26 protein-coding genes are annotated in these 25,138 nt (G+C 68.9%); 15 read left to right on the top strand and 11 right to left on the bottom strand.

Going from position 1 to position 25,138, the window contains the following annotated elements; all coding sequences use genetic code 11:
• Position 1 precedes the first annotated feature (1 nt).
• Genes HPS01S_RS11755 through ntrC form a run of 3 tightly spaced genes read left to right on the top strand, consistent with a single transcriptional unit; the run spans position 2 to position 3,308 of the window.
• Positions 2-589, top strand: coding sequence for a hypothetical protein (locus HPS01S_RS11755; RefSeq protein ID WP_307173835.1), 588 nt, complete (start codon positions 2-4; stop codon positions 587-589).
• Positions 590-642: 53 nt separating this feature from the next.
• Positions 643-1,731, top strand: a complete 1,089-nt coding sequence (gene glnL / locus HPS01S_RS11760; protein WP_066155876.1) for a nitrogen regulation protein NR(II) — start codon at positions 643-645, stop codon at positions 1,729-1,731.
• 38 nt (positions 1,732-1,769) lie between these two features.
• The gene (gene ntrC / locus HPS01S_RS11765) at positions 1,770-3,308 is read left to right on the top strand and encodes a nitrogen regulation protein NR(I) (protein WP_066155880.1); all 1,539 of its coding nucleotides are present in this window, start codon (positions 1,770-1,772) and stop codon (positions 3,306-3,308) included.
• A gap of 6 nt (positions 3,309-3,314) precedes the next feature.
• On the opposite strand, the gene HPS01S_RS11770 is transcribed toward ntrC, so the two are convergent.
• Positions 3,315-4,079 carry an exodeoxyribonuclease III gene (locus tag HPS01S_RS11770; protein ID WP_066155883.1) on the bottom strand — a complete coding sequence of 255 codons (765 nt, stop codon included), beginning with the start codon at positions 4,077-4,079 and terminating at the stop codon, positions 3,315-3,317.
• 133 nt (positions 4,080-4,212) lie between these two features.
• Between HPS01S_RS11770 and HPS01S_RS11775 the strand changes: the two genes are divergently transcribed.
• Genes HPS01S_RS11775 through HPS01S_RS11795 form a run of 5 tightly spaced genes read left to right on the top strand, consistent with a single transcriptional unit; the run spans position 4,213 to position 8,542 of the window.
• Positions 4,213-4,860, top strand: a complete 648-nt coding sequence (locus HPS01S_RS11775; protein ID WP_066155886.1) for a thermostable hemolysin — start codon at positions 4,213-4,215, stop codon at positions 4,858-4,860.
• The gene (locus HPS01S_RS11780; protein ID WP_255284204.1) at positions 4,857-6,311 is read left to right on the top strand and encodes an AMP-binding protein; all 1,455 of its coding nucleotides are present in this window, start codon (positions 4,857-4,859) and stop codon (positions 6,309-6,311) included. Before HPS01S_RS11775 ends, HPS01S_RS11780 begins: the two co-directional genes overlap by 4 nt.
• 19 nt (positions 6,312-6,330) lie before the next feature.
• Positions 6,331-7,020, top strand: a complete 690-nt coding sequence (locus HPS01S_RS11785; protein ID WP_066155892.1) for an iron-containing redox enzyme family protein — start codon at positions 6,331-6,333, stop codon at positions 7,018-7,020.
• Complete coding sequence (locus HPS01S_RS11790; protein ID WP_066155895.1) at positions 7,017-7,838, top strand: SDR family oxidoreductase; 822 nt, start codon at positions 7,017-7,019, stop codon at positions 7,836-7,838. Before HPS01S_RS11785 ends, HPS01S_RS11790 begins: the two co-directional genes overlap by 4 nt.
• 23 nt (positions 7,839-7,861) lie before the next feature.
• A complete protein-coding gene (locus HPS01S_RS11795; protein WP_066155897.1) occupies positions 7,862-8,542 on the top strand; it encodes a tetratricopeptide repeat protein in 681 nt (226 codons plus the stop codon).
• A gap of 21 nt (positions 8,543-8,563) precedes the next feature.
• Here the strand turns inward: HPS01S_RS11795 and HPS01S_RS11800 are convergent, their stop codons facing one another.
• The 3 genes from HPS01S_RS11800 to HPS01S_RS11810 are packed head-to-tail and all read right to left on the bottom strand — an operon-like array spanning position 8,564 to position 10,836.
• The gene (locus tag HPS01S_RS11800) at positions 8,564-9,076 is read right to left on the bottom strand and encodes a dihydrofolate reductase (protein WP_066155900.1); all 513 of its coding nucleotides are present in this window, start codon (positions 9,074-9,076) and stop codon (positions 8,564-8,566) included.
• Entirely contained in the window at positions 9,069-9,983 is a 915-nt protein-coding gene (locus tag HPS01S_RS11805) for a DMT family transporter (protein WP_084397321.1), read from the bottom strand. Before HPS01S_RS11805 ends, HPS01S_RS11800 begins: the two co-directional genes overlap by 8 nt.
• Before the next feature lie 10 nt (positions 9,984-9,993).
• Complete coding sequence (locus tag HPS01S_RS11810; RefSeq protein ID WP_066155903.1) at positions 9,994-10,836, bottom strand: thymidylate synthase; 843 nt, start codon at positions 10,834-10,836, stop codon at positions 9,994-9,996.
• An 85-nt stretch (positions 10,837-10,921) separates the two neighbouring features.
• Between HPS01S_RS11810 and HPS01S_RS11815 the strand changes: the two genes are divergently transcribed.
• The gene (locus tag HPS01S_RS11815; protein ID WP_066155908.1) at positions 10,922-11,554 is read left to right on the top strand and encodes a glutathione S-transferase family protein; all 633 of its coding nucleotides are present in this window, start codon (positions 10,922-10,924) and stop codon (positions 11,552-11,554) included.
• Positions 11,555-11,587: 33 nt separating this feature from the next.
• Here HPS01S_RS11815 and HPS01S_RS11820 read toward each other — a convergent pair whose 3' ends face one another.
• Positions 11,588-13,009 carry an FAD-binding oxidoreductase gene (locus HPS01S_RS11820; RefSeq protein WP_066155914.1) on the bottom strand — a complete coding sequence of 474 codons (1,422 nt, stop codon included), beginning with the start codon at positions 13,007-13,009 and terminating at the stop codon, positions 11,588-11,590.
• The gene (locus HPS01S_RS11825) at positions 13,006-13,494 is read right to left on the bottom strand and encodes a DUF2069 domain-containing protein (RefSeq protein WP_066155917.1); all 489 of its coding nucleotides are present in this window, start codon (positions 13,492-13,494) and stop codon (positions 13,006-13,008) included. Before HPS01S_RS11825 ends, HPS01S_RS11820 begins: the two co-directional genes overlap by 4 nt.
• Positions 13,495-13,515: 21 nt before the next feature.
• Here HPS01S_RS11825 and HPS01S_RS11830 point away from each other — a divergent pair, with 21 nt between their 5' ends.
• Complete coding sequence (locus tag HPS01S_RS11830; protein ID WP_066155920.1) at positions 13,516-14,748, top strand: YihY family inner membrane protein; 1,233 nt, start codon at positions 13,516-13,518, stop codon at positions 14,746-14,748.
• Here the strand turns inward: HPS01S_RS11830 and HPS01S_RS11835 are convergent, their stop codons facing one another.
• Together HPS01S_RS11835 and HPS01S_RS11840 are read right to left on the bottom strand one after the other, a co-directional pair.
• Positions 14,749-16,038 carry a cytochrome P450 gene (locus tag HPS01S_RS11835; protein WP_255284205.1) on the bottom strand — a complete coding sequence of 430 codons (1,290 nt, stop codon included), beginning with the start codon at positions 16,036-16,038 and terminating at the stop codon, positions 14,749-14,751.
• Positions 16,039-16,070: 32 nt separating this feature from the next.
• Positions 16,071-17,570, bottom strand: coding sequence for an aminotransferase-like domain-containing protein (locus HPS01S_RS11840; protein ID WP_084397323.1), 1,500 nt, complete (start codon positions 17,568-17,570; stop codon positions 16,071-16,073).
• A 195-nt stretch (positions 17,571-17,765) separates the two neighbouring features.
• On the opposite strand from HPS01S_RS11840, the gene HPS01S_RS21970 reads away from it, so the two are divergent.
• Entirely contained in the window at positions 17,766-18,104 is a 339-nt protein-coding gene (locus HPS01S_RS21970) for a DUF2917 domain-containing protein (protein WP_066155922.1), read from the top strand.
• Here the strand turns inward: HPS01S_RS21970 and HPS01S_RS11850 are convergent.
• Both HPS01S_RS11850 and HPS01S_RS11855 read right to left on the bottom strand, forming a co-directional pair.
• A complete protein-coding gene (locus tag HPS01S_RS11850) occupies positions 18,041-18,859 on the bottom strand; it encodes an alpha/beta fold hydrolase (RefSeq protein WP_066155925.1) in 819 nt (272 codons plus the stop codon). The two genes, HPS01S_RS21970 and HPS01S_RS11850, sit on opposite strands and share 64 nt — an antisense overlap.
• On the bottom strand, positions 18,859-20,169 hold the full coding sequence (locus HPS01S_RS11855; RefSeq protein ID WP_066155928.1) for an O-acetylhomoserine aminocarboxypropyltransferase: 1,311 nt from the start codon (positions 20,167-20,169) through the stop codon (positions 18,859-18,861). Before HPS01S_RS11855 ends, HPS01S_RS11850 begins: the two co-directional genes overlap by 1 nt.
• Positions 20,170-20,289: 120 nt before the next feature.
• On the opposite strand from HPS01S_RS11855, the gene HPS01S_RS11860 reads away from it, so the two are divergent.
• From HPS01S_RS11860 to HPS01S_RS11870, 3 genes are all read left to right on the top strand, one after another.
• Positions 20,290-20,760, top strand: a complete 471-nt coding sequence (locus tag HPS01S_RS11860) for a CBS domain-containing protein (protein WP_066155932.1) — start codon at positions 20,290-20,292, stop codon at positions 20,758-20,760.
• A gap of 70 nt (positions 20,761-20,830) precedes the next feature.
• Positions 20,831-21,931 carry a chorismate synthase gene (gene aroC / locus HPS01S_RS11865; RefSeq protein WP_066155935.1) on the top strand — a complete coding sequence of 367 codons (1,101 nt, stop codon included), beginning with the start codon at positions 20,831-20,833 and terminating at the stop codon, positions 21,929-21,931.
• Positions 21,924-23,093, top strand: a complete 1,170-nt coding sequence (locus tag HPS01S_RS11870; RefSeq protein WP_066155937.1) for an MFS transporter — start codon at positions 21,924-21,926, stop codon at positions 23,091-23,093. Before aroC ends, HPS01S_RS11870 begins: the two co-directional genes overlap by 8 nt.
• On the opposite strand, the gene HPS01S_RS11875 is transcribed toward HPS01S_RS11870, so the two are convergent.
• Positions 23,090-23,920 (bottom strand): IclR family transcriptional regulator domain-containing protein, encoded by an 831-nt coding sequence (locus HPS01S_RS11875; RefSeq protein WP_084397326.1) that lies wholly within the window; start codon positions 23,918-23,920, stop codon positions 23,090-23,092. The two genes, HPS01S_RS11870 and HPS01S_RS11875, sit on opposite strands and share 4 nt — an antisense overlap.
• Positions 23,921-24,087: 167 nt before the next feature.
• On the opposite strand from HPS01S_RS11875, the gene HPS01S_RS11880 reads away from it, so the two are divergent.
• Positions 24,088-25,077 (top strand): Bug family tripartite tricarboxylate transporter substrate binding protein, encoded by a 990-nt coding sequence (locus tag HPS01S_RS11880; RefSeq protein WP_066155940.1) that lies wholly within the window; start codon positions 24,088-24,090, stop codon positions 25,075-25,077.
• Positions 25,078-25,138 lie beyond the last annotated feature (61 nt).

A 25,138-nucleotide genomic window follows, 5' to 3' on the forward strand; every position in this document is an offset into this window, starting at 1 on the left:
GATGAACGTTGCCGCAAGAACCCATCGCGTCCTGATCCTTTCCGTTGCCGTGGCGTGGTGCCTGCCGTCTTTGGCGCAAGAGCGCATCTATCGCTGTGGCAATGAATACACCAACAACGCCACGGTGGCGAAGGCCCAGGGCTGCAAGCTGATGGAGGGCGGCAACATCACCGTCATTCAAGGCCCGGCGCCGCAGGCGGCTCCGCGGTCTGCCAGTTCGTCGACAGCGCCCCGCAGCGCACCTCGCAACGACTCTGCTGAGCAGCGTGCACGCGACAGCGATGCCCGCCAGATCCTCGAGATGGAGTTGAGAAAGGCAGAAGAGCGGCTGGCCCAGGCGCAGAAGGCCTACGCCAATGGGCAGCCCGAGAAAGAAGGCATCGAGTCGCGCAACTACCAGCGCTATCTCGACCGTGTGGCCGAACTCAAGGCGACGGTGGCCCGGGCCGAGGCTGATGTGAATGGTTTGCGGCGCGAGCTGGCCCGCATGGGCGGTGCGCCGGTGGCGCCGCCAGCGGCGTCGGGCCCCGCGGGACCCGCTCCTGCGGTGCCGGGTGCGAGCGGGCCGTCCGAACCTGCCGCAAAATAGCCGGCTTGAAAAAGCCAGACCTTTCTCTCCCCCTGTCCCGTGTCGATGCGGCCATGCTGCCGGGAAAGGCTGCGCAGCGCGCGGCTTCGGCGCACGGCAAGTTCCATTCGCTGGATCTGCTGGCCACGCTGGTGGCGGTGGTCTCGCTTGACGGGCAGGTGCTCTTTGCCAACGCAGCGCTGGAAGATGCCCTGGGCATGTCCCGTCGCAGCATCACGGGCACGCGGCTGCAGGACTGCTTTACCGAACCGCAGCTGCTCCAGAACGCGCTCAGCGGCGCCGCAGTCAACGAGTTCGCTGCCTTGCGGTACGACGCCTGGCTGCGGCGCCTGGCTCATGAACCGCTGCCGGTCCACGTGGTGGTGGCGCAGACCGACACGGCGGGCGAGGTCATTGTCGAGCTGCTCCCGCTGGAGCAGCAGGCCCGGCAGGAACGGGAAGAGCGGCTGATCGACCAGGCCCAGGCGAACAAGGAGCTGATCCGCAACCTGGCCCATGAAATCAAGAACCCGCTGGGCGGGATCCGCGGCGCGGCCCAGCTGCTGGAACTCGAGCTCGACAACAAGCAGCTGACCGAGTACACGCAGGTCATCATCCACGAGGCCGACCGCCTGCAGTCGCTGGTGGACCGCCTTCTGGCGCCACACCGCCGGCCCCATGTGGTGGGCGACGTGAACATCCACGAGGTGTGCGAGCGTGTGCGCTCGCTGATCGTGGCTGAGTTCCCCCGAGGTCTGAAGGTGGTTCGCGACTACGACACCTCCATTCCCGAGTTCCGCGGTGACAAGGAGCAGCTGATCCAGGCGGTGCTCAACATCGCGCACAACGCGGCGCAGGCGCTGGCCGAGCGCATCGCGGCGGGCGATGCACAGATCACCCTGCGCACGCGCGTGGGTCGGCAGGTGACCTTCGGCAAGCAGCGTTATCGGCTGGCACTGGAATTGCATGTGATCGACAACGGGCCTGGCGTGCCCGATGCGATCAAGGACCGCATCTTCTTCCCGCTGGTGTCGGGTCGTGAGGGAGGTTCCGGGCTGGGGCTGACCCTGGCACAAACCTTCGTGCAGCAGCACCATGGACTGATCGAGTGTGAGAGCGCGCCAGGCCACACGGATTTCAAATTGCTGATTCCGTTGCCATGAAACCGAAACGCCTCGCCTGAGGAAGGGAAGACGCACACATGAAGCCGATCTGGATAGTGGATGACGACCAATCGATCCGCTTCGTTCTGGAGAAGGCGCTGTTGAGGGAGAACCTGCCCACCCGCAGCTTCACCAATCCGCAGGAAGTCCTCAAGGCACTGAACGAGACGCCCGAGAGCGAAGGGCCGCAGATCCTCGTGAGCGATATCCGCATGCCGGGCGGCTCGGGCCTGGACCTGCTGGAGAAGGTCAAGGAGAAGCTGCCGGGCCTGCCCGTCATCATCATGACCGCGTTCTCCGATCTGGACAGCGCGGTGTCGGCCTTCCAGGGCGGTGCGTTCGAATACCTGCCCAAGCCCTTCGACCTGCCCAAGGCGCTGGAGCTGATCCACCGCGCGGTGGAGGAGAGCCAGCGCGAGGAAGTGGCGCAGGAGTCGCTGACGGCCGCGCCCGAGATGCTGGGCCAGGCGCCCGCCATGCAGGACGTGTTCCGCGCCATCGGGCGGCTGTCGCAGAGCAACGTGACGGTGCTGATCACAGGTGAGTCGGGCTCGGGCAAGGAGCTGGTGGCGCGCGCGCTGCACAAGCACTCGCCGCGCGGTGGCGGTCCGTTCGTGGCGATCAACACCGCCGCCATTCCGAAGGACCTGCTGGAGTCCGAGCTGTTCGGTCACGAGCGCGGCGCCTTCACCGGCGCGCAGACCATGCGGCGCGGCCGCTTCGAGCAGGCCGAGGGCGGCACGCTGTTCCTGGACGAAATCGGTGACATGCCGTTCGACCTGCAGACGCGCCTGCTGCGCGTGCTGTCCGACGGGCACTTCTACCGCGTCGGTGGGCACAGCGCCGTCAAGGCCAATGTGCGCGTGATCGCGGCGACCCACCAGAACCTGGAGCAGCGCGTCAAGGAAGGCGTGTTCCGGGAGGACCTGTTCCACCGCCTCAACGTGATCCGGCTGCGCCTACCCGCGCTGCGCGAGCGCCGAGAGGACGTGCCCATGCTCACGCGCTTCTTCCTGCAGCAAAGCGCCAAGCAGCTGGGCGTGGAGCCCAAGCGCATTTCGGATGCAGCCCTGCGCCTGCTCAGCGGTTTTGATTTCCCGGGCAACGTGCGCCAGCTGGAAAACGTCTGCCACTGGCTGACGGTGATGGCGCCGGCACAGATGATCGAGGTGAAGGACCTGCCGCCGGAGGTGCTGTCTGCGGTCGGCGATGCGGTGCCGCCCGAGTTGTCGGTGCCCGCCGAGCCGGTGGCGCCGGTGTTTGCCGCGCCGGCACCGACGGCCGCTCCCGCGGAGTGGTCTCCTGTGGTTCACGAGGCGCCCGCAGTGGCCTCAGTGGGTGCGCCCGCCACGTCAGCCCCTGTGTCGGCCTGGGAGCTGGGTCTTCAGGCCGAAGCCCGCTCGCTGCTGGAAGCCGGGCGCACCGATGTGTGGGACGTGCTCACGCGCCGCTTCGAGACCGGCCTGATCCTGACCGCGCTGGCCAACACGCGCGGGCGTCGCATCGAGGCCGCCCACAAGCTGGGCATCGGCCGCAACACGATCACCCGCAAGATCCAGGAATTGAATCTGGAGTGACCGCGCTCAGTCCAGCGTCAGCACCACCGGTGCGTGGTCGCTGGGCTGGGGGTTCTTGCGGGGTGCGCGGTCGATCTCGCAGGCGGTGGTGCGGGCCTTCAGCGCGTCGCTGATCAGGATGTGGTCGATGCGCAGGCCGCGGTTCTTCTGGAAGCCCAGCATGCGGTAGTCCCACCAGCTGAAGGTCTTGGGAGGATGCTCGAAGAGGCGGTGCGCGTCGTGCAGGCCCAGGCCGATCAGGCTTTGGAGCTGGTTGCGCTCTTCGGTCGTGCAGTGGATGGTCTCGCGCAGGCCCACCGGGTCCCAGACATCGGCGTCGTCGAAGGTGATGTTGTAGTCGCCCATGAGCACGAGTTGTGGGTGCTGTTGCAGCTCAGCCCGAACCCATTCGCGCAGCGCATCGAGCCAGCGCATCTTGTAGGCGAACTTGTCGCTGCCCGGCTCCTGGCCGTTCGGGAAGTAGGCGCCGATCACCCGCACGCCGTCGAAGGTGGCGCAGAGCACGCGCGACTGTTCGTCCTCGAAGCCCGGGATGTTTTTGATGACGTCGGCGGCGGGCGCCTTGCTCAGCAGCGCCACGCCGTTGTAGGTCTTCTGGCCGAACCACTGCGCGTGGTAGCCGGCGTCGGTGAAGGCCTGCACCGGGAACTTGTCGTCGGTGAGCTTGAGCTCCTGCAGTGCCAGCACATCGACCGGGTGGGTGGCCAGCCAGGCCAGCACCTGGGGCAGGCGCACGTTGAGGGAGTTGACGTTCCACGTCGCTAGTTGCATGGGGATTCCCTGGAGTCCAAAGAGCTGCATTCTAGGGAGTGAGGGCACTGTTACGTCTCCCATAAGACTCGCTTAATCTGGTCCGCAGACCATGCGTCCGTGTCCGGCCGAACCGGCTGGAAAAGGAAGCACGATGCCCCTGGCCATTGCCACCGCGGGTGGCCCATGCGCCCCCTCGTTCCCCGCGGCGAACCCGTCACCCTCGCTCTGCGTGTGCACGGAGTCCGATCCGGGGCGCGAAACCGTGGAGCGCTTCATCCGGCGGGTGTTTGCGCGCCGGTTTGGTGCACGCGTGCAGCGCTTCGCACCTGAACTGGTGTGCCTGCGCGATCCCGACAGCGGTGACATCGTGGCCGCGGCCGGCTACCGCTTTGCCGACCAAGGGGCCCTGTTTCTGGAGCGCTACCTGGATCGCCCGGTCGAACAGTGCCTGGCCGGCGCGGGCCAGCCGGCGGTGGCCCGCGCCGGCATTGTCGAGGTCGGGCATCTGGCGTCCGAGCGCGCCGGTGAAGGCCGCCGCCTGATCGTGCGGCTGGCCCACCACCTGGCCGCGCAGAACACGCAGTGGGTGGTGAGCACGCTGACCGAAGAACTGCGCCACCTGTTCGTGCGCATGGGCATCACGCCGCTGGCCCTGGGCCGGGCGGACGCCACCGCGCTGGGCGAGCAGGCGGGCGAATGGGGCAGCTACTACGAACACCACCCGGTCGTGCTGGCGGGGCAGATGCAGCCGGCGCTGCGCTGGCTGCAGCGCCGCCAGGCCAGGGGGCTGGACGCATGATGGCGTTCGACACCGTGATCGCGCTGGGCAACGGCCAGACCGGTCTGACCCGCGACGAACTGACCGCCGAAGTGGCCGCCTTGACCGCGCACCTGAAGCACGCTGGCACCCGGGTGCTGGCCACGCTGCTGGACAACGGCATGCCCTGGGTGGTGGCCGACCTGGCCGCCGAGGACGCGGGTGTGGTGCACGTGCCGCTGCCACTGTTTTTCACGCCAGAGCAGACCGCGCACGCGCTGCAGGCGGCGGGCGTCGACACGCTGCTCACCATCGCCCCGCTGGCCGCGCGCTGGCCGCAGGCTCCGTGCGAGCAATGGGACGTGGCGGGCGAACCGCTGTGTGCGCTGCGCCTGCCGGCACAGGGCCTGCCCATGCCGCCCGGCACGGCCAAGCTGACCTTCACCTCAGGCACCACCGGCACACCCAAGGGCGTGTGCCTCGGCGCCGCGGGCCTGCACCGGGTGCGCGATGCGCTGGTGCAGGTGCTGGAGCCGCTGGACATCCGCCGCCACCTGTGCGCGCTGCCGCTGGCGGTGCTGCTGGAGAACGTGGCGGGTGTGATGGCCCCGCTGGCGCGCGGCGCCGAGTGCCTGGTGCCGCCACTGGCCGAGCTGGGCCTGAGTGGTTCGTCGTCCTTCGACCCTGCCGTGTTCAACGCGGCGGTGGAGCGCCACCAGCCGCACAGCCTGATCCTGCTGCCGCAGATGCTGCGCGCCTGGGCCGGCTGGCTGGCCGTGCAGGGCCGCCTGGCACCGCAGGGTTTGCGCATGGTCGCTGTCGGTGGGGCCGCCGTGGGCGCGCCGCTGCTGCGGGCCGCGCGCCAGCTGGGAATTCCGGCGCACGAGGGCTACGGCCTGTCCGAAGGCTCGTCGGTGCAGACACTCAACCTGCCGGGCGCCGACCGCCCCGGCAGCGCCGGACGCCCGCTGCCGCATGCGCAGGTGCGCATCTGCGAGCGCGGCGAAATCGAGGTGGCCGGTGGCCTGATGCTCGGATACCTGGGCCAGCCGCCGCTGCAAGGCGATTGGTGGCCCACCGGCGACCTGGGCGAGATCGACGCCGACGGCTTCGTGCACGTGCGCGGGCGTATCAAACATGTGCTGATCACCGCCTTCGGCCGCAACGTCTCGCCCGAGTGGGTCGAGACCGCGCTGCGCAGCGGCCGCACTCTCGTGCAGGCGGTGGTGCTCGGCGACGGCGAGCCGGCCCTCAGTGCCGTGGTCTGGCCGGTGAGCGACGCGCTGCCCGACGCGGCCATCCAGGCCGAGATCGACGCCGCCAACGCCTCGCTGCCCGACTACGCCCGCGTGGCCCGCTGGGTGCGGGCGCAGGCGCCGTTCACCGCCGGCAGCGGCATGGCCACCGCCAACGGCCGGCCACGCCGCGACGCCATCCTGACCCTTCATGCCCAATTGCTCGGTCTCACCGCCCACGACGCGGTGACCGCCTGAGCGTTTCTCTGGAGTCCTCATGTCCTTTCACGCCCAACTGCTGCAACAGACCGTACAGGCCCGCATGGGCCTGCTCTCCGCGCCCATCATCCAGGGCTGCCTGCGCGGCGAAGTCTCGCTGCCCAGCTACATCGCCTTCCTCACCGAGGCTTACCACCACGTCAAGCACACCGTGCCGCTGCTGCAGGCCTGCCAGGCCGCGCTGCCGGCGCACCACGCTTGGCTGAAACCTGCACTGGACGAATACGTCGAAGAAGAGAAGGGCCACGAGGAGTGGATCCTGGACGACATCCGCGCCTGCGGTGGTGACGCCGAAGCGGTGCGCCACGGCCGGCCCGGCCATGCGGCCGAGGTCATGGTCGCCTACGCCTACGACACCATCCAGCGTGGCAACCCGCTGGGTTTCTTCGGCATGGTGCACGTGCTCGAAGGCACCAGCGTCTCGCTGGCCCTGCTGGCGGCCGACAGCATCCAGAAGCCGCTGAACCTGCCGGACTCGGCCTTCAGCTACCTGCGCTCGCACGGCACGCTGGACCAGGAGCACACGGCCCACTTCCAGCTGCTGATGGACCAGATCAGCGACCCGCAGGACCAGGCCGACATCGTGCACAGCGCGAAGGCGTTCTTCCGTCTGTATGGCGACGTGTTCCGCGGCCTGCCGCTGCCGCAAATGGCGGCACAGCCCGCGCGCGAGGCGGTGGCCGCATGAAGGCCGCGAACGCGCGTGTGGTGATCACTGGCGCGGCTGGTGGCATCGGTGCCGCCAGCGCCGAGGCGCTGCTCAAGGCCGGCGCGGCGGTGATGCTGGTGGGGCGCTCGGCGTCCCGCCTGGAAGAGCTGGCGAGCCAGCTCGGACGCAGCACCGGTGCCCATCCCGCGCGGGTGGCCTGCCGGGTGGCGGACCTGACGCAGCCGAAGGATCTGGACAGCCTGTCCGCGCAGGCGGCGGTCTGGGGCTGCAACGTGCTGGTGCACAACGCCGGCCTGCCCTCGTTCGGACGGCTGCAGGACCAGACACCCGAACAGATGACGGCGGCGCTGCAGATCAATCTGCTGGCGCCCATGCTGCTCACGCGCTGCCTGCTGCCGCACCTGCTGGCTCAGCAGGCCGCGCAGGTGGTCTGCGTCGGCTCGGCCCTGGGGGCCATTGGCCTGCCGGGCTTCAGCGTCTACAGCGCGGGCAAGTTCGGGCTGCGCGGTTTTGCGCAGGCGCTGCGCCGCGAGCTGGCCGAGACGCCGGTGGCGGTGCAGTACCTCGGCCCGCGCACCACGAAAACCGCCTTCAACAGCGAAGCTGTGGAGGCCTACAACCGCGCCACCGGCACCGCCAGCGACCGCCCCGAACAGGTGGCCGCCGAGCTGGTGGCCCTGCTGGAGAGCGGGGACGGGGAACGCTTTGTCGGCTTTCCCGAGAAGTTCGCTGCCCGCCTCAACGGCCTGGCGCCTGCGCTGCTGGATGGCAGCTTCAAGCGCCACAGCCGACACCTGCAGGCCACCGGTCATGTCCGGCCGGTCCTGAGTTCCTGAATCACATTCCCGGAGGTCCTTCCATGTCTGTTCCGTTTCCGCTCTCCACCACCGGCGCGTCGCGCCGCCGTCTGACCTCTGTCCTGCTGGCGCTCGCCGGCCTGTCCCTGTTGCCGGCGGTCCAGGCCGCCACGGTCGAAGAATCCGTGACCGAGCTGCAGCAGGCCTGGGAGCTCATCAACTACAAGACGCCCGCGGCCGAGAAGGAGAAGAAGTTCGAGGCCCTGGCCGCCCGCGCCCACAAGGTCAGCGAGAGCTTCGCCGGCCGCCCTGAGCCCCTGGTCTGGGAAGGCATCATCCTCAGCTCCTGGGGCGGCGCCAAGGGCGGCCTGGGCGCGCTCGGCCTGGTCAAGCAGGCCAAGGTGCTGTACGAGCAGGCGATCCAGATCGACGGCAACACGCTCGATGGTTCGGCCTACAACAGCCTGGGCGTGCTGTACTACAAGGTGCCCGGCTGGCCCATCGCCTTCGGCGACAAGGACAAGGCACGCGAGCTGCTGCAGAAGGCGCTGGCGATCAATCCCAAGGGCATCGACGCCAACTACTTCTTTGCCGACTACCTGGTCGAGACCGGCGAGCCGCAGAAGGCGGTGGCGCACCTGGAGAAGGTGATGCAGGCCGCGCCCCGCGCCGGCCGCCAGATCGCCGACGAAGGTCGCCGCGCCGAAGCCCGCGAACTGATGGAAAAGATCCGGTCGAAGTGACGGCCGGCGGGTGGTGGACGTTCAGGCGTCCGCGCGCCGGTAGGTGACGAAGGCGAAGGGCAGGCCGCTGGCGCTGACCTGCTCTTCGCGAGCCACCTCGCGCCATTCGCCGCCCAGCACGGGCGCGAAGGCATCACCCTCGAAGTCCTGCGCGATCTCCGTCACCACCACCTCGTTGGCCAGCGGCAGCGCCTGCGCATAGATCTGCGCACCGCCGATCACCCAAGCGGTGCTGCCGGCGGGGCAGAGCCCGCGCGCGGTTTCGAGCGAATGCGCCACGCTCGCGCCCTCGGCGACGAAACCCGTGTCCCGCGTCACCACGATGTTCAACCGCCCGGGCAGTGGACGAAACTTCGGCGGCAGCGAGTCCCAGGTCTTGCGGCCCATGATGACCGGGCAGCCCAGGGTGCTGCGCTTGAAGTGCGCCATGTCTTCTGGCAGGTGCCAGGGCAGCCGGTTGTCCTTGCCGATCACGCCATTGGCGGCGCGGGCGTAGATCAGGTGGAGCGAAGCGGGGGCGGTGGTCTCAGGCATCCGGCGATTGTGCCGCGCCGGGATTTCTGCGCAGAAAGCCCGAGGGCAGCAGCACGCTGGCGATCGCCACCATCACGAACACCATGGCCAGCCAGTCCTGCCAGTGCGGCACCTCGCCGGTGATGAAGGTGGCGCTGAGCGTGCCCACCAGCGGGATCGCCATCACGCTCATGGCGCTGGTGGCCGGCGGCAGGTCGCGCGCCATGCCGAACCAGATCAGCTGCGCAAAGCCGTAGTTGATGAGCACGCCGTAGGCCAGGCTGATCCACATCATGGGCGTGAAGCTGGCAGGCTGCGGCAGCGGTTCCAGCGACAGCGCGAGTGCCCAGACCACGGCGCTGCCCAGCAGCAGCATCCAGACCGTGACCACCAGCGGCGAGAGCGTGAGGTGGGCGCGGCGGAACATCAGCGTGCCCAGCGCCCACGAGGCCGCGGCGCCCAGCATCCAGGCCACACCGGCGGGGCGGCCACTGAGCCGCTGCAGCTCGTGCCACAGCAGCAGGCCGATGGCCAGGCTCACACACACCACCGCCAGCCGCACGCGCGGCGTGATGCGCTCGCCGAAGAAGGCGGCGCCGATCAGCACGGTGAAGATGGGCATGGTGAAGCCCAGGATGGCGGCACGCCCCGAGGCCAGTTCCTGCACGCCGAAGATGGACAGCGTGTGCCAGCCCAGCACGTTGGGCAGCCCCAGCCAGGCGATGGTCAGCCATTCCTTGCCGGAGGGCCGCATGCGTTCGCCTTTGGATGCCACGTAGGCGAACAGCCAGGCCGCGCCCAGCAGCATGGTGCTGGCACGGAAGTACAGCGGCGAGAGCTGCTGCAGCGAGAGCTTCATCATGGGCCAGTTGACCCCCCACATGATCGTGAGGGCCAGCAGCGCCCAGAGCTGGCGGCGCGAAATCACGGAAAGATCGTCAGACGGCGACGGGCGCCTTGATGGCGGGGTGGCACTCGTAGCCGACCACTTCGAAATCCTCGTACTCGTAATCGAAGATCGAGGCCGGCTTGCGCTTGATGTTGAGCGTCGGGTAGGCAAAAGGCTGGCGGCTCAGCTGCAGTTCCACCTGTTCGTGGTGATTGCTGTAGATGTGGCAGTCGCCGCCGGTCCAGATGAAGTCGCCCACGTCCAGGTCGCACTGCTGCGCCAGCATGTGGGTCAGCAGGGCGTACGACGCGATGTTGAAGGGCACGCCCAGGAAGATGTCGGCGCTGCGCTGGTAGAGCTGGCAGCTGAGCTTGCCGCGGCCGCCCGGCTCGGTGGCGGGCGCCACGTAGAACTGGAAGAAGGCGTGGCAGGGCATGAGCGCCATCTGGTCCAGGTCGGCCACGTTCCAGGCGCTGACGATGATGCGGCGGCTGTCGGGGTTGGTCTTGAGCTGTTTGACGACTTCGCTGATCTGGTCGATGTGCCCGCCGCCCGGCTTGGGCCAGTTGCGCCACTGCACGCCGTAGACCGGGCCCAGTTCGCCGTCTTCGCGCGCCCATTCGTCCCAGATGGTGCAGCCCCGCTCCTGCAGCCACTTCACGTTGGAATCGCCGCGCAGGAACCACAGCAGCTCGACGATGATGGCCTTGAGGAAGACCTTCTTGGTCGTCACCAGCGGAAAGCCCTCGTTGAGGTCGAAGCGCATCTGGTGGCCGAACACGCTGCGCGTGCCGGTGCCGGTGCGGTCGCCCTTCTGCACGCCATGCTCATAGACGTGGCGCATAAAGTCTTCGTACTGGGAGCGGACGGGGCGGTGGGTCGGGGCAGTCATCCCGCCATTTTGCCTGCACGGTTGTGGCCCCCGGGGGCAGCGGCTAGGATCGCCCTTTGCCACCACCGACCACAGGAGGAACGCCATGAGCGAGCTGGTCTTCTACACCAACCCCCAGTCCCGAGGCCGCATCGCACACTGGATGATGGAAGAGGTGGGTCAGCCCTATCGCACGGTCTGGCTCAACTTCGGGCCCGAGATGAAATCCGCCGAGTACCGCGCGGTCAACCCGATGGGCAAGGTGCCCGCCCTGCGGCACGGCGACGTGGTAGTGACCGAGGCCGCCGCCATCTGCGCCTACCTGGCCGATGCCTTTCCCGAGACCGGTCTGGCGCCCCCGCCGGGCGATCCGCTGCGCGGCACCTGGTTGCGCTGGCTCTTTTTCGGGGCCGGGCCGCTGGAGCAGGCCGTGACCGCCCGGGCCCTCGGCTGGCAGGTGCCACCGGGACGTGAGCGCATGGCAGGCTTTGGCAGCTACGACGACACCCTGAACGCACTGGAGATCGCCCTGCGACCCGGGCCGTTCATCTGCGGTGAGCGCTTCTCCGCCGCGGATGTCTACATCGGGTCGAGCCTGGCCTGGGGCCTGATGTTCGGAACCATAGAGAAGCGCCCCGTGTTCGCCGACTATGTGAAACGGCTGGGCGGGCGCCCGGCCGCACAGCGCGCCGACCGCCTCAACGAAGAACGCCTCAAGGCGCAGCAGCCCGCAGGCTGACTCCGCCTGGAAGGGCGGGCCGCTGCCGGCCGATCAGCGCAGCACCCGGCCGGGGTTGAGGATGTTCTGCGGGTCCAGCGCCTGCTTGATCGAGCGCATCAGCGCCAGCGCCACCGGGTCCTTGTAGTCCGGCAGCTTGTCGACCTTGAGGCTGCCGACGCCGTGTTCGGCGCTGATCGAGCCCTCGAAGCGCGCGACCTGGTCGAACACCAGGTGGTTGACCCGTTCCTCCTGCTCGCGCAGGAAGGTGGCGGGGTCGCCGCCTTCGGGCGCCTGCACGTTGTAGTGCAGGTTGCCGTCGCCCAGGTGGCCGAAATTCACCAGGCGCACGCCGGGTATCTCGCGCTGCAGCAGTGCGTCGGTCTCGGCGCAGAAGGCGGGGATCTTCGAGACCGGGATGCTGATGTCGTGCTTGATGTTCAGGCCCTCTTCGGCCTGTGCCAGCGGGATGCTCTCACGGATGTGCCACAGCGCATGGGCCTGCGACAGGTTTTCCGCCACCACCGCGTCGCTGACCACGCCGTTTTCAAACGCGGTCTCCAGCAGCCGCTCGAACTGGCCGCGCGCGTGGTCCTCGGACTCGCTGTCGCTGTTCTCCAGCAGCACGCAGTAGGGGTGATCGGCCCACAGCGGCACGCGCTGCTGCGCAAAGTGTTTGGCCACCAGCGAGAGGGCGAACCGGCCCATGACCTCGAAGCCGGTCAGGCCCGCGCCCAGGTGCCGGTGCGCCAGGCCCAGCAGCTGCACCGCCGCCTCCAGCGAGGGCACGGCGGCCCAGGCGGTGAGTTGCGCGGCGGGCAGCGGGTAGAGCTTCATCGTCGCGGCGGTGATCACGCCCAGCGTGCCTTCGCTGCCCACGAACAGGTCGCGCAGGTCGTAGCCGGTGTTGTCCTTGCGCAGGCCCGAAAGCCCGTTCCAGACCTCGCCCTGCGCCGTCACCACCTCCAGCCCCAGGCACAGCTCGCGCGCGTTGCCGTAGCGCACCACCTGGGTGCCGCCCGCGTTGGTGGCGAGGTTGCCGCCGATGGTGCAGCTGCCTTCGGCCGCCAGCGACAGCGGGAACAGAAAGCCGGCTCTTTCGGCGGTTTCCTGCAGCACCTGCAGCACGCAGCCAGCCTCGACCGTCATGGTGAGGTTGTCGCCGTCGATGGTGCGCACGGCGTTCATGCGGGTGAGGCTGAGCACCACCTGCGTGCCGCTGTCGTCGGGCACCGAGCCGACCACCAGACCGGTGTTGCCGCCCTGGGGCACGATGCTCACGCCGGCGGCGGCGCAGGCTTTCACCACCGCCGCCACCTCGGCCGTATGGCCGGGTCGCACCACGGCGAGGGCACGGCCGCGCAGGCGCTTGCGCCAGTCCTGTTCCCAGGCCGAGAGGTCGGTGGCCGGGTCGTCGTGCGTCAGCACCTGGGCGTGGCCGACGATGCTGCGCAGGGTGGTGATCAGTTCGTTCATGGCTTCCTCGATGGCGGAACCGGGTCGGCCGCATAGCCGGCCTCGGCGGCGCGGCGGGCAGCGTCGGCCGCGATGGCCTCCTTGCCGGCGGCGCGCAGCCGGGTGCGGATGTGCCAGGTGCAGGCCACGAAGAGCACCACGCACAGCAGCAGCTCGATGCCGGCGAGCAGGGCCGAGAGGCTGCTGGGGTCGCTGGTCATGCGCACCGCGCCCTCGGCCGCATACAGCCAGACCAGCAGGCTGAGCCAGCGGTAGGTGTACATGCGGTTCTTGAGCAGGCCCGCGAGCGGGATGGTCAGCGGCAGCACCTTGAGCACCAGCCAGGAACCACCGGGCCGCAGCGGCGCCAGCCAGAGTTCCCAGGCCAGGCACAGCGCGATCAGCGCCACCAGGCTGGCCACTGCGAGCTGGCGGGAGCGGGCCACGCCCGCGGGAGCCGGGGCCATGGCGGCCGCGGGGGAAGAGGGGGTGAGCGGGTCTGACATGGCGGGTGGCATGATACCGGGATGACTGTTTCCGAGCGCCTTGCCGACGCCCAGACCCTGCTGGCCGAGCTGTGGCAGAACCTGCTGCGTTTCCCCTGGCGCACCACCGCGCTGACCCTGCGCGAGCGCTTCCGCGAAGACCGGCTGGGCGTGACCGCGTCCAGCCTCACCTTCACCACCACCATCTCGCTGGTGCCGCTGTTCACCGTGGCGCTGGCGGTGTTCAGCGCCTTCCCCATGTTCGGCCGCCTGCAGGTGACGCTGCAGCGCTGGCTGGTGGAGAGCCTGGTGCCCGACAACATCGCCAAGCAGGTGCTGAGCTACCTCAACCAGTTCGCGGCCAAGGCCGGGCAGATCGGCTGGGTGGGCGCGCTGATCCTGCTGGGCACCGCGCTGGCGCTGATCCTCACCATCGACCGCAAGCTCAACGACATCTGGCGTGTGCGCACCTCAAGGCCGCTGACACAGCGTGTGCTGGTGTACTGGGCGGTGCTCACCCTGGGGCCGCTGCTGCTGGCCGCCAGCCTGACCGCCACCTCCTACGCCGTCACCACGACGGGCGTGACGCGATCGGGCAGCGTGCGGGTGCTGCTCGACTCGCTGCAGTTTGTGCTGATGACCGGCGGCATGGCCGCGCTCTACCGCTTCGTGCCCAACACCAAGGTGCGCTGGTCGCACGCGCTGGTGGGGGGCCTGTTCACCGCGGGTGCGCTGGAGCTCGCCAAGGGCGTGCTGGCCTGGTACCTGGGCCAGGTGCCGACCTACTCGGTGGTCTACGGCACCTTCGCCACCGTGCCCATCCTGCTGGTCTGGTTCTACGTGGCCTGGGTGATCGTGCTGCTGGGCGCGGTGGTCGCGGCCTACCTGCCCAGCCTGCTCTCGGGCATCGCACGCCGCGGCAACTACCCGGGCTGGCGCTTCCAGCTCGCGCTGGAGACGCTGGTGCAGCTGCAGCTGGTGCGCGAGGCACCGGCGCGCGGCCTGAGCCTCGACGCGCTGGCGCAGGCGCTGCAGGTCGACCCGCTGCACCTGGAGGAGCCGATCGGCGCGCTGGTGGCGCTCGACTGGCTGGGCCGGCTGGACGAAGAGGACGAGCGCTACGTGCTGCTGCAGGACCCGGCGAACCTGCCGGTGGCGCCGCTGGCGCAGCGCCTGCTGCTGCCCGATTCGCCAAGCACCGAGGCCTTCTGGGCGGTCAGCGGGCTGCGGAGCATGACGGTGGCGCAGGCGCTGGCGGCGCCGTCGGTGCCCTGATCAGGCGGTCCTGAACGGCGCCGAGAGAAAGCCCCGGAACCGCGCCCGCCCGCCTCGCACCGGCGGTGCGCTGAGCTCGAAGCGCGGAAAGCGGGCCAGGAAGCGCCCGATGGCGATGCGGCCTTCGAGCCGCGCCAGGCTCAGGCCCGCGCACTGGTGGATGCCGAAGCCGAACGCCAGGTGTTTGTTGCCCTCGCGGCGCAGGTTCAGGGTCTCGGGCTGGTCGTACACCGCGGGGTCGCGGTTGGCGGCGCCGATGCAGAGCGTGACCAGCGCACCCGCGTCCAGCGCCATGCCGCCCACCGTGGCCGACGACAGCGCGCGCCGGTTGCCCAGCTGGTTGGACGACTCGAAGCGCAGGCATTCGTCCACCGCCAGCGTCAGCACCTGCTCGCGGGCCGCCTCGTCGGTGCCGGCGGTGCGCAGGTCGGCCAGCAGCTGTTCGCGCTGGACCGGGAACTCCTGCATCAGGATCAGGCCGTTGCCGATCAGGTTGGTGGTGGTTTCGTGGCCGGCGTTGAGCAGGAAGATGCAGTTCTGCAGCAGTTCGACCTCGCTGAGCTTCTCGCCGCTGGCTTCGCCCTGGATCAGGCGCGTGAGCACGTCGCGCTCGGGGTCGCCCGGGGCCTGGCGCCGTGCGGCAACCAGCGTGCGCAGGTAGGCCAGCATCTCGGTCACGCTGCGGTTGCCGGCGGCGTGCTGCTCGGGCGTGGGCACGGGTTCAAGCGCGCCGAGGATGGCCAGCGACCAGTCGCGCAGCGGGCCACGGTCGGCGTGCGGCACCCCCAGCAGGTTGCCGATGATCTCGACCGGGATCGCGGAGGCGAAGTCCTCGACCAGATCACCGCCGCCTTGCGCCTCGATGCGGTCGAGCAGCTGGTCGACCAGGGTCACCAGGCCCGGCTCCATGTCGGCGATCGCGCGGCGGGTGAGGGCGCCCATGATGAGCTTGCGCACCCGCGTGTGCAGCGGCGGGTCGTTGAACACCAGGCTGGTGGTGTGGTGCTCGTACAGCGGCGAGCCCACGCCGTACTTGGGTGCGAACTCGACGTGTTTGTCGGAGCTGAACACGGCGGCGTCGCGGTACACCGCCATCAGGTCGGCGTGGCGCGTGAGGAAGAGCGAACCATCGGGCATGCGCCGCACCGGCTCGTGTTCGCGCAGCAGGGCGTAGACCGGGAATGGGTTGGCCAGGAAATCGGCGGGCAGGGCGCGCAGGTCGAACGTTGCGGCGATCTCGCGCGCGCGCTCGGCGCTCATGGGCGGGGTGATCTGTTGCGGCTGGATCATGGTGCGGCCATTCTGGCGCCGCCGCGCGGCGCTCAGGCGCGCTTCTTCTCGGGGTTTTCCTGCAGCATCTGCCGCGCGATCTCGCCGATGCGCGCCAGTGCCTGCATCTCCAGCGTGGTCCAGGGCCCGGAGAAGTTCAGGCGCAGGCAGTGCCGGTAGCGGTCGGTGGCGGTGAAGAATTCACCGGGGCCGAAGGTGATGCCTTCGGTGGCGCAGCGACGGAACAGTTCCATGGCCGAAAGGTCCGGTGCCAGCTCCAGCCACAGCGTGTCGCCCGAGGGCGGGTTGCTCACCTTGGTGCCCGGCGGGAAGTGGTGCGCGATCAGGCGGCGCGCCTCGTTGCGGCGCTGGTTCATGTAGGTGGTCAGGCGCCGCAGGTGGGCCTCGTAGCTGCCCTGGTTCAGCAGGTCGGCCAGGGCTTCCTCCAGCACCACCGGCGTGGCCGCGCCCTGCAGCCGCTTGTGCGAGGCCACGCTGTCGCGCCAGCGGCCGGCCTCGACCCAGCCCAGGCGGATGCCGGGCGTGAGCGTCTTGGCGAACGAACCGCAGACCATCACGTTGCCGTCGGTGTCGAAGGACTTGGCGGCCTTGCGGCGCTCGTCGCCGGCCAGCAGGTCGTTGAACACCACGTCCTCGATCAGCGGCACCCGCCGCTGCGCCAGCAGTTTCACCAGCTTCTGCTTGGCGCCCATCGGCATCACCGAACCCAGCGGGTTGGACAGCGTGGGCGCGGCCAGCACCGCCTTGACCGGCTGCGTGTCCAGCGCGAGCTCGAGCGCGGGCAGGGACAGGCCGGTGGCGGGGTGCGTGGGGATCTCCAGCACGCGCAGGCCCAGCGACTCGATCAGGTCGAGGTAGCCGAAGAAGGTGGGCGACTCCAGCGCGACCACGTCGCCCGGCTGGGTCACGGCGCGCAGGCACAGGCTGACGGCCTGGGTGCAGCTGGCGGTGATGACGATGTGCGCCGCGTCCAGCGCGCAGCCCAGGTGCAGCGCGCGCCGGGCCACGGCCTGGCGCAGGGCCGGGCGGCCGGCGTCGGCCTTGTTATATTCGGTCAGGCTGTGGCGGTGCACGCGCGAGGCGCGGCCGATGGCGACGCGCAGGCGCTCCTCGTCGAACAGCGTGCTCTGTTCGGGCGCGAAGCCGCCGAAGCTGGCGCGGTCGCCCGGCTGGTGCAGCATGGCAAAGCCTTCGGAGCGCGTCTGCCGCTCCACCAGAAAGCTGCGCTGCGGCGGCGCGCTCAGGCCGGGCTGGGCGATGCGCTGCGGTCGCCGCACGAAGTAGCCGGCCTTGGGGCGCGCATGCGCCAGGCCTTGCTCCTCCAGCTGGCGGTAGGCCTGCAGCGCGGTGGAGATCGACACGCCGTGCGCCACCGAGGTTTCGCGCACCGAGGGCAGGCGCTGGCCGGCCTTGAGGGTGCCGCCATGAATCAGTTGTGCCAGGGCCTGCGCGATCTGCTGGTACAGCGGCGTGTCGGGGGGCGACACCGGTGGAACCGGGCGCAGCGCGGGGGGCTGGGAGGGCTCGGGCATGGACGGTCCATGCTAACCGAGCGCCGGCCAGCCGGCGCCGCCGGTGGTCTGCCGCCGACCAGCACAGTTGGCCGGCAAGCCGACCACACAGATGCGGATCTGTGCGGCGCTGAGCGGGCATGCTGCCGGCCCGCTGTGTCTGTTGCGGTGGGGCGGAACGCCGGACAGTGGGGCCTCATTCACGAAAGGTCCGACATGTCCACCAGCCAGCCCCCCACCACCCGCCTGTTCCCGCTGCAGACCCGCGTGATCCACGCCAGCGCCGGCCTGCGGCTGCGCGTGGTCAGCGGCCGGCTCTGGCTGACGCAGCCGAACATGGCGCAGGACCTGTTCCTCGGCCCGGGCTCGGTGATTGATCTGCAGCAGGACTGGGTGGTGATCGGTGCCGACGCCGAACCCTCGCACACGCCGCAGGAGCACTACAGCGAGTACCTGCTCATGCCGCTGGTGGCGCCCGCACCGTCCTGGTTTCAGCGCTTGAGGAAGTCGCGGATCGCGAACAGGGTGAGGTCCGGGGTCTCCGTCATCTGGTGATGGCCGACCGGCAGGGTCACCACCTGCACGGTTTTGCCCGCCGCCTGGGAGGTCTTGATCAACCCTTGTGCAGCCTTGGGCTGGGTCATCTGGTCCACGCCACCCAGCAGGAACAGCACCGGGCAGGTGAGGGCCGCCATGGCGGCCTCGCCGCCCGCGTAGCGGTCGCAGGCCACGAAGCCGCGGTGGAACACATTCACCTTGGGATTGCTGCGCAACACGCGCCGGCCCAGCGCCATGCCGGCGCCGTAGACCCAGGTGCCCGGGCCCAGAGCCGAGGGCGGCGCGGCCAGGGTGGAGCGCGAGAACACGTTGACCATGGTCAGCGCCTTCTCGGGTTCGTTCAGCGAGGCCTCGATCAGCGCGGGCGACACCTTCATCGGGAAGGCGGTGCCGACCAGCACCGTGTGCGTGACGCGCTCCTTGAGCCGAGCCGCCGCTTCCATGGCGATCAGCGAGCCCCAGCTGTGGCCGACCAGCGCGGCCTTCTGCACGCCGGCGGCGTCGAGCAGGGCGCCGATGAAGTCGGCCGCTTCCTCGACCGTGGAGGGGGCTTCGCCGGCGCTGCGGCAGTGGCCGGGCAGATCGACAGCCAGCACGTTGAAACCGTGGTTGGCGAGGTAGCGGCTCTGCAGGATCCAGACGCTGTGGTCGTTGAGCACGCCGTGGATGAACACCACGGTGGGCTTGGCGGGGTCGAAGGCCTTGCCGCCGGTGTAGCAGTAGGTGGTGGCGCCGTTGACGGTGAGTTCCATCACGCACCTGCCTTTTCTGCGGCTTTGAGGGCACGCTTGAGGTCGTCGATCAGGTCGTCCGCATCCTCCAGCCCGATGGACAGGCGGATGGTGCCCGGGCCAATGCCGGCGCCCGCCAGCGCCTCGTCGCTCATGCGGAAGTGCGTGGTGCTGGCCGGGTGGATCACCAGCGAGCGGCAGTCGCCCACGTTGGCCAGGTGGCTGAAGAGCTTGAGGGCTTCGATGAAGGCCTTGCCCTGTTCACGAGAGCCCTTGATGTCGAAGCTGAACACCGAGCCCGCGCCCTTGGCGCCGTGCCTGAGCAGGCGGTTGGCCAGCGCATGGCTGGGGTGCGACTCGAGCAGCGGGTGACCGACGCTGCCCACGAGCGGATGGCTGGCCAGGAAAGCAACCACCTTTTCGGTGTTGCTGATGTGGCGTTCCATGCGCAGCGGCAGGGTTTCCAGACCCTGCAGGATCAGCCAGGCGCTGTGCGGACTCAGGCAGGCGCCGAAGTCGCGCAGGCCCTCGCGGCGGGCGCGCAGCAGGAAGGCACCCACGGTGCTTTCCTCGCTGAAGGTCATGCCATGGAAGCCGTCGTAGGGCTCGGTCAACTCGGGGAATTGGCCCGAGGCGTCCCAGTCGAAGCTGCCGGCGTCCACCACCACACCGCCGATGACGGTGCCGTGGCCGGAGAGGAACTTGGTGGCCGAGTGGTAGACCAGGTCGGCACCGTGCTCGAAGGGCTTGATGAGGTAGGGCGTGGTCAGCGTGCTGTCCACCAGCAGCGGCACCTTCGCCTCGTGCGCGATCTGCGCCACCGTCGGGATGTCCAGCACGTCCAGGCCCGGGTTGCCCACGGTCTCGCCGAAGAACAGTTTCGTGTTTGGGCGCACCGCGGCCTTCCAGCCGTCGATGTCGCCGGGCTTGACGAAGGTGGTCTCGATGCCGAAGCGGCGCAGCGTGTAGTGCAGCAGGTTCTGGCTGCCGCCGTACAGCGCGGTGCTGGCGACGATGTGCGAACCGGCGCCCATGAGGGTGGCGATGGACAGGTGCAGCGCGGCCTGGCCGCTGGCCACCGAGATGGCGCCGATGCCGCCTTCGAGCGCGGCCATGCGCTGCTCGAACACCGCGTTGGTGGGGTTGCTGATGCGGCTGTAGACGTGGCCGGCGCGTTCGAGGTTGAACAGGGCGGCGGCGTGGTCGCTGGATTCGAAGACGAACGAGGTCGTCAGGTGGATGGGCACGGCGCGGGCGCCGGTGGAGGGGTCTGGGGCCGCACCGGCGTGCAGCGCCAGGGTGTCGAAGCCGGGGTCTGAATGGCCGGGCATGCGTGTGTCTCCGAAGGTAACGTCCGGGCAGTCCCGGTGTGTTGTTCGCGCCGATTGTGGGCTATATTCATCTCCACGCCTGCTCAGCTGGCGACAGCATCCATCCCAAGGAGAAGTGCCATGAAGGTCAGCGACATCCTGCGCGTCAAGGGCAACGCCCTCTACACCGTCACCCCCGAGGACTCCCTGGCCGACGCCGTCAAGCTCATGGACGAGAAGGACATCGGCTCGCTGGTCGTGATGTCCAACGGTCTGGTGGTCGGGATGCTCACCTTCCGCGAGGTCATCAAGACGCTGGTCAAGAACGGCGGCCAGCTGGGCACCACCACCGTCTACCGCGCCATGGACCCAGGCCCGCTGACCTGCACCATGGCCACCGAGATGGACGAGGTCCGCCGCATGATGCTCGACCGCCATGCCCGCTACATGCCCGTGATCGAGAACCGCATGCTGATGGGCGTGATCAGCTTCTACGACGTGGCCAAGGCCGTGGTGGACGCGCAGAACTTCGAGAACAAGATGCTCAAGGCCTACATCCGCGACTGGCCGGAGGAAGAGTCCGAAGGCAAGAACGAGCCGAACTTCCCCTGATGGGTCTGTCCGTGACCCGAAGCAAAACGCCCCGCTCGCGGGGCGTTTTGCTTGGCGATAATCGGAGCCCATGAGCGGCAACACCTTCGGCACCCTGTTTTGCGTCACCAACTTCGGTGAATCCCACGGCCCGGCCATCGGCTGCGTGATCGACGGCTGCCCGCCCGGCATGTCGCTGACCGAAGCCGACATCCAGCACGACCTGGACCGCCGCCGCCCCGGCACCAGCAAGTTCGTCACCCAGCGCAACGAGCCCGACGCCGTCGAGATTCTCAGTGGCGTGTACGAGGGCCGGACCACCGGCACGCCGATTGCCCTGCTGATCCGCAACACCGACCAGCGCAGCAAGGACTACGGCAACATCCTGCAGACCTTCCGCCCCGGCCACGCCGACTACGCCTACTGGCAGAAGTACGGCATCCGCGACCCGCGCGGTGGTGGCCGCAGCTCGGCCCGCCTCACGGCGCCCACGGTGGCGGCCGGCGCCGTCGCCAGGAAGTGGCTCAAGGAGAAGTTCGGCACCACCTTCCACGCCTGCATGACGCAGATCGGCGAGGTACCGATCGGTTTCGAGAGCTGGGAGCATGTGCCCAACAACCCGTTCTTCGCCCCGGTGGCCGATGTGTCGGCGCTGGAGGCCTACATGAACGAACTGCGCAAGAGCGGCGATTCGTGTGGCGCGCGCCTGCGCGTGGTCGCGAAGAACATGCCGGTGGGCCTGGGCCAGCCGCTGTACGACAAGCTGGACGCCGACATCGCCTACGCCATGATGGGCCTGAACGCCGTCAAGGGTGTTGAGATCGGCGCCGGTTTTGCGTCGGTGGCCGACAAGGGCAGCACCCACGGCGACTCGCTCACCCCGAACGGCTTCGTCGGCAACAAGGCGGGCGGCGTGCTCGGCGGCATCAGCACCGGGCAGGACCTGGACGTGTCGGTCGCGATCAAGCCCACCAGTTCCATCCTGGTCCCGCGCGACTCCATCGACGTGGCAGGCCAGCCGACCGAGGTCATCACCAAGGGCCGCCACGACCCCTGCGTCGGCATCCGCGCCGCGCCCATCATGGAAGCCCTGCTGGCCCTGGTGGTGATGGACCACGCGCTGCGCCACCGTGCGCAGTGCGGCGATGTGACGGTCGAGACACCGGATATCGCTGCCGCGTCGCGTGCCTGAACAGCGCAAGCAACTCCTGCCCTTCGCGGCCCTGTCCGCGAGTTACTTCGCGCACATCGGCTTCTTCAACCCCTACCTGCCGCTCTGGCTGAAAGACCTGGGGTTCGGGCTGTTCGCCATCAGCGTGCTGACCTCGGTGCAGTCGGCGACGCGCCTGTTCGCGCCCTACGCCTGGGGCACGCTCTCCGACCGCACGGGCGAGCGCGTCAAGCTGCTGCGCTATGGGGCCACGGCGGCGCTGGTCTTCTCGCTGGCGCTGTGGTTTCCGCTGGGCCCGGTTGCGCTGTTTGCCGTGCTGCTGCTGATGTTCACCCATACCAGCGCCATGATGCCGATGAGCGAGGCCGCGTTGGCGCACCTGGTCAGCCAGGGCGGGGCGTTCGACGCAAAACGCTATGGCCGCGTGCGGCTCTGGGGCTCGCTGGGCTTCCTGCTCACGGTGATGGTGGCCGGCTGGTGGTTCGAACACTTCGGGCTCGGTCATTTCCCGGCATGGACGCTGTTGACCCTGGTGGCGGTGGTGGCCAGCGTCTGGTGGCTGCCCGACCACAAGGAGGCGGCGCACCACGACGACGACCACCCCGCCATCTGGCCGCTGCTCAGGCAGTCCGCGGTGCGCTGGTTCTTCGCGTCGGTGTTCTTCCACATCCTCGCGCACATCGCCATCTACGTCTTCTTCTCGCTCTACCTGGACAGCCTGGGCTACAGCAAGACGGTGATCGGACTCTTGTGGGCGGTGTCGGTGTTGATCGAGATCGGCTGGTTCTTCACCCAGGGGCGCTGGCTGCCCCGGCTCAGCCTGACCGGCTGGCTGGTGCTGGCCTCGGCACTGATGGTGCTGCGCATGGGCCTGACCGCCGGCCTGCCGCAGGTCTGGCCGCTGCTGCTGGCCGCGCAGGCGCTGCACGCCATCACCTTCGCGGCGCACCACACGGTCTGCATCGCACTGATCTCGCACCACTTTCCCGGCCGGCTGCGCGGGCGCGGCCAGGCGCTGTACACCGTGATCGGCTACGGCCTGCCGGGCACGCTCGGCGGGCTGGGCGGCGGCGTGCTGTCGTCGGCGCTGGGCCTGGCCAGCGTGTTCTGGCTGGCGGGCGCGCTGGCGGGGGTGGCGACGCTGTGCGCCTGGCGCCTGCGCCGGCTGGAGCACCGCGCCTAGATCAGGTTGCGCAGCCCGCGCGCCGCTTCCTGCAGCACCGGCAGCACGCGCTTGACCGCATCCTCGCTGCTTTCCTGGTTGATCGGCATGGTGACGCTGATCGCGCCGTGCACATCGTTGTTGCGGTCCAGCAGAGGCACGGCGATACCGCGGTGGTTCAGTTCCAGCTGCTGTTCCGACAACACCCAGCCCTGGCGCCGGCAGCGTTTGAGTTCTGCGCGCAGCTGGTCCTTGCTGGAGACGGTGAATGAGGTGAAGGCGCGCAATGGATGCGCCAGCAGCCACTCGTTCAGGCTGGGCTCGCTGAGCATCGACAGAATGGCCAGGCCGGCAGCGGTGACCTGGGCGGGCACGCGCGTGCCCAGCATGTAGCCTTCGAACATGTGCCTTGGCGACCCACCGCGGGCGATGTAGACGGCGTCCTCGCCGTCCAGCACCGCGAGATACGCGATCTCCTGGGTGCCGCCCACGATCCGCTGGAGAAAGGGTTGCACCTGTCTTGGCAGGCGCGCCGACTCCAGATACGCATGCCCCAGCCGCATGATGCGCGGCATCAGCCAGAACAGCTTGCCGTCGGTGCCCACATAGCCCAGGTGCGCCAAGGTCAGCAGGTAACGCCGCGCAGCGGTGCGGGTCAGGCTGCAGCGCGCGCCGGCCTGGCTGGCGGTCAGGCGCGGGTGCTGGTCGTCGAAGGCTTCGATGATGGCCAGCCCTTTTTCAAGACCGGCGATCCAGTCGCGGCGTTCAAGCGCGGGATGCCCCCGCCCGGGCGCAGACGCAGCCGCCGTTGCCGCGCGCGCACTGTCGATGGTGGTCCGGGAGTTCATGGGGGAGGCATTGGGGGAAGTACCAGAAATGATCGATGATTGATCGATGTCGATCGATTATCGATCAATTGGGCGGCCCAGAAGTAGGAAGTTGGCCGTTCCTTTCATAGAGTGCTCGGGTGTTCCCGGCTATTTCCGTTTTTCCACCCAACCTTGGAGACATCACCATGAACCTTCGCCGTCAATTCCTGGCCACGGTCGCGCTGGCCGCCTTTTCCACGATCGGTGCCGCACAGGGCTTTCCTGACCGTGAACTGAGCGGGGTGATCCAGTGGGGCGCCGGCGGCGCCAGCGACGTGGTCAGCCGCGCGCTGGCGCCGGTGGCCGAGGAGGCGCTGGGCAAGAAGATCGTGCTGCAGAACAAGCCGGGCGGCGTCGGCGCCATCGCCACGAACTTCGTGTACCAGCAGCCCAGCGACGGCTACACGCTGCTGTTCGGTGCCGAAAACCCGCAGCTGCACCCGGTGTTGGCCATCAGCGAGCTGGACTACAGCAAGTTCTACCCGGTCACCATCGCCGCCCGCGGCAATGTGCTGCTGGTGACCAACGCCGCCAAGCCCTGGAAGGGCTTCAAGGACATGCTGGCCGAGATCCAGGCCAATCCTGGCAAGGTGAAGCAGGGGTCCACCGGCGCCGGCGGCCTGCCCTTCACCGTGGGGGCCATGGTGTCGACAGCCACCAAATTTCCGGTCACCTCGGTGCCGTTCGATGGCGACGGCCCGGGTCTGACGGCGCTGCTGGGCGGCCATGTGGACTTCATGTTCGTGGGTGCGGGTGCGGCCGCCGAGCACATCAAGGCCGGCCGCCTGAAGGCGCTGGCGGTGGTGGATGAGAAGCCGTTCGGCGATGTGCCGCCGATCACACAGGACCTGCCGACGCTGGAGAAGTACCTGCCCTGGGGGCCGTTCTACGGCGTGTTCGTCAAGCGCGATGTGCCGGATGCGGTCAAGGCCAGGCTGACGGCGGCGTTCAAGAAGGCCGGCGACGATCCGAAGTTCCGCGAACTGATGGCCAGCCGTGGCAACGTGATGATGAACATCTCGGGCGCCGAAGCCGATGCTTTCCTCAAGAAGTGGCAGTCGGTCACTTCCTGGACCTACCAGGAAGTGGGCGTCGCCAAGAAGAACCCGGCCGAGCTGGGCATCGCCAAGCCCTGAGCGTCCGCATGTCCGCAGCCTGTCCGGTCCCGGCCGGACGGCTGCGCGTTTGTGCCTGAAC

It is taken from the genome of Hydrogenophaga pseudoflava NBRC 102511, assembly GCF_001592285.1.
Lineage (GTDB): Bacteria > Pseudomonadota > Gammaproteobacteria > Burkholderiales > Burkholderiaceae_C > Hydrogenophaga > Hydrogenophaga pseudoflava.

Excerpts from the sequence above, each read along its gene's own strand:
- HPS01S_RS11850 (WP_066155925.1), bottom strand. The coding sequence starts at position 18,859 with ATGGAACTCACCGTCAACGGCGCCACCACCTACTGCTACACCGGCGGC.
- HPS01S_RS11830 (WP_066155920.1), top strand. The coding sequence starts at position 13,516 with ATGACTGTTTCCGAGCGCCTTGCCGACGCCCAGACCCTGCTGGCCGAG.
- HPS01S_RS11835 (WP_255284205.1), bottom strand. The coding sequence starts at position 16,038 with ATGATCCAGCCGCAACAGATCACCCCGCCCATGAGCGCCGAGCGCGCG.
- HPS01S_RS11820 (WP_066155914.1), bottom strand. The coding sequence starts at position 13,009 with ATGAACGAACTGATCACCACCCTGCGCAGCATCGTCGGCCACGCCCAG.
- HPS01S_RS11795 (WP_066155897.1), top strand. The coding sequence starts at position 7,862 with ATGTCTGTTCCGTTTCCGCTCTCCACCACCGGCGCGTCGCGCCGCCGT.
- HPS01S_RS11825 (WP_066155917.1), bottom strand. The coding sequence starts at position 13,494 with ATGTCAGACCCGCTCACCCCCTCTTCCCCCGCGGCCGCCATGGCCCCG.
- aroC (WP_066155935.1), top strand. The coding sequence starts at position 20,831 with ATGAGCGGCAACACCTTCGGCACCCTGTTTTGCGTCACCAACTTCGGT.
- HPS01S_RS11775 (WP_066155886.1), top strand. The coding sequence starts at position 4,213 with ATGCCCCTGGCCATTGCCACCGCGGGTGGCCCATGCGCCCCCTCGTTC.
- HPS01S_RS11780 (WP_255284204.1), top strand. The coding sequence starts at position 4,857 with ATGATGGCGTTCGACACCGTGATCGCGCTGGGCAACGGCCAGACCGGT.
- HPS01S_RS11840 (WP_084397323.1), bottom strand. The coding sequence starts at position 17,570 with ATGCCCGAGCCCTCCCAGCCCCCCGCGCTGCGCCCGGTTCCACCGGTG.
- HPS01S_RS11810 (WP_066155903.1), bottom strand. The coding sequence starts at position 10,836 with ATGACTGCCCCGACCCACCGCCCCGTCCGCTCCCAGTACGAAGACTTT.
- HPS01S_RS11790 (WP_066155895.1), top strand. The coding sequence starts at position 7,017 with ATGAAGGCCGCGAACGCGCGTGTGGTGATCACTGGCGCGGCTGGTGGC.
- HPS01S_RS11800 (WP_066155900.1), bottom strand. The coding sequence starts at position 9,076 with ATGCCTGAGACCACCGCCCCCGCTTCGCTCCACCTGATCTACGCCCGC.
- HPS01S_RS11785 (WP_066155892.1), top strand. The coding sequence starts at position 6,331 with ATGTCCTTTCACGCCCAACTGCTGCAACAGACCGTACAGGCCCGCATG.
- HPS01S_RS11880 (WP_066155940.1), top strand. The coding sequence starts at position 24,088 with ATGAACCTTCGCCGTCAATTCCTGGCCACGGTCGCGCTGGCCGCCTTT.
- HPS01S_RS11855 (WP_066155928.1), bottom strand. The coding sequence starts at position 20,169 with ATGCCCGGCCATTCAGACCCCGGCTTCGACACCCTGGCGCTGCACGCC.
- HPS01S_RS11815 (WP_066155908.1), top strand. The coding sequence starts at position 10,922 with ATGAGCGAGCTGGTCTTCTACACCAACCCCCAGTCCCGAGGCCGCATC.
- HPS01S_RS21970 (WP_066155922.1), top strand. The coding sequence starts at position 17,766 with ATGTCCACCAGCCAGCCCCCCACCACCCGCCTGTTCCCGCTGCAGACC.
- HPS01S_RS11755 (WP_307173835.1), top strand. The coding sequence starts at position 2 with ATGAACGTTGCCGCAAGAACCCATCGCGTCCTGATCCTTTCCGTTGCC.
- ntrC (WP_066155880.1), top strand. The coding sequence starts at position 1,770 with ATGAAGCCGATCTGGATAGTGGATGACGACCAATCGATCCGCTTCGTT.
- HPS01S_RS11875 (WP_084397326.1), bottom strand. The coding sequence starts at position 23,920 with ATGAACTCCCGGACCACCATCGACAGTGCGCGCGCGGCAACGGCGGCT.
- HPS01S_RS11770 (WP_066155883.1), bottom strand. The coding sequence starts at position 4,079 with ATGCAACTAGCGACGTGGAACGTCAACTCCCTCAACGTGCGCCTGCCC.
- glnL (WP_066155876.1), top strand. The coding sequence starts at position 643 with ATGCTGCCGGGAAAGGCTGCGCAGCGCGCGGCTTCGGCGCACGGCAAG.
- HPS01S_RS11860 (WP_066155932.1), top strand. The coding sequence starts at position 20,290 with ATGAAGGTCAGCGACATCCTGCGCGTCAAGGGCAACGCCCTCTACACC.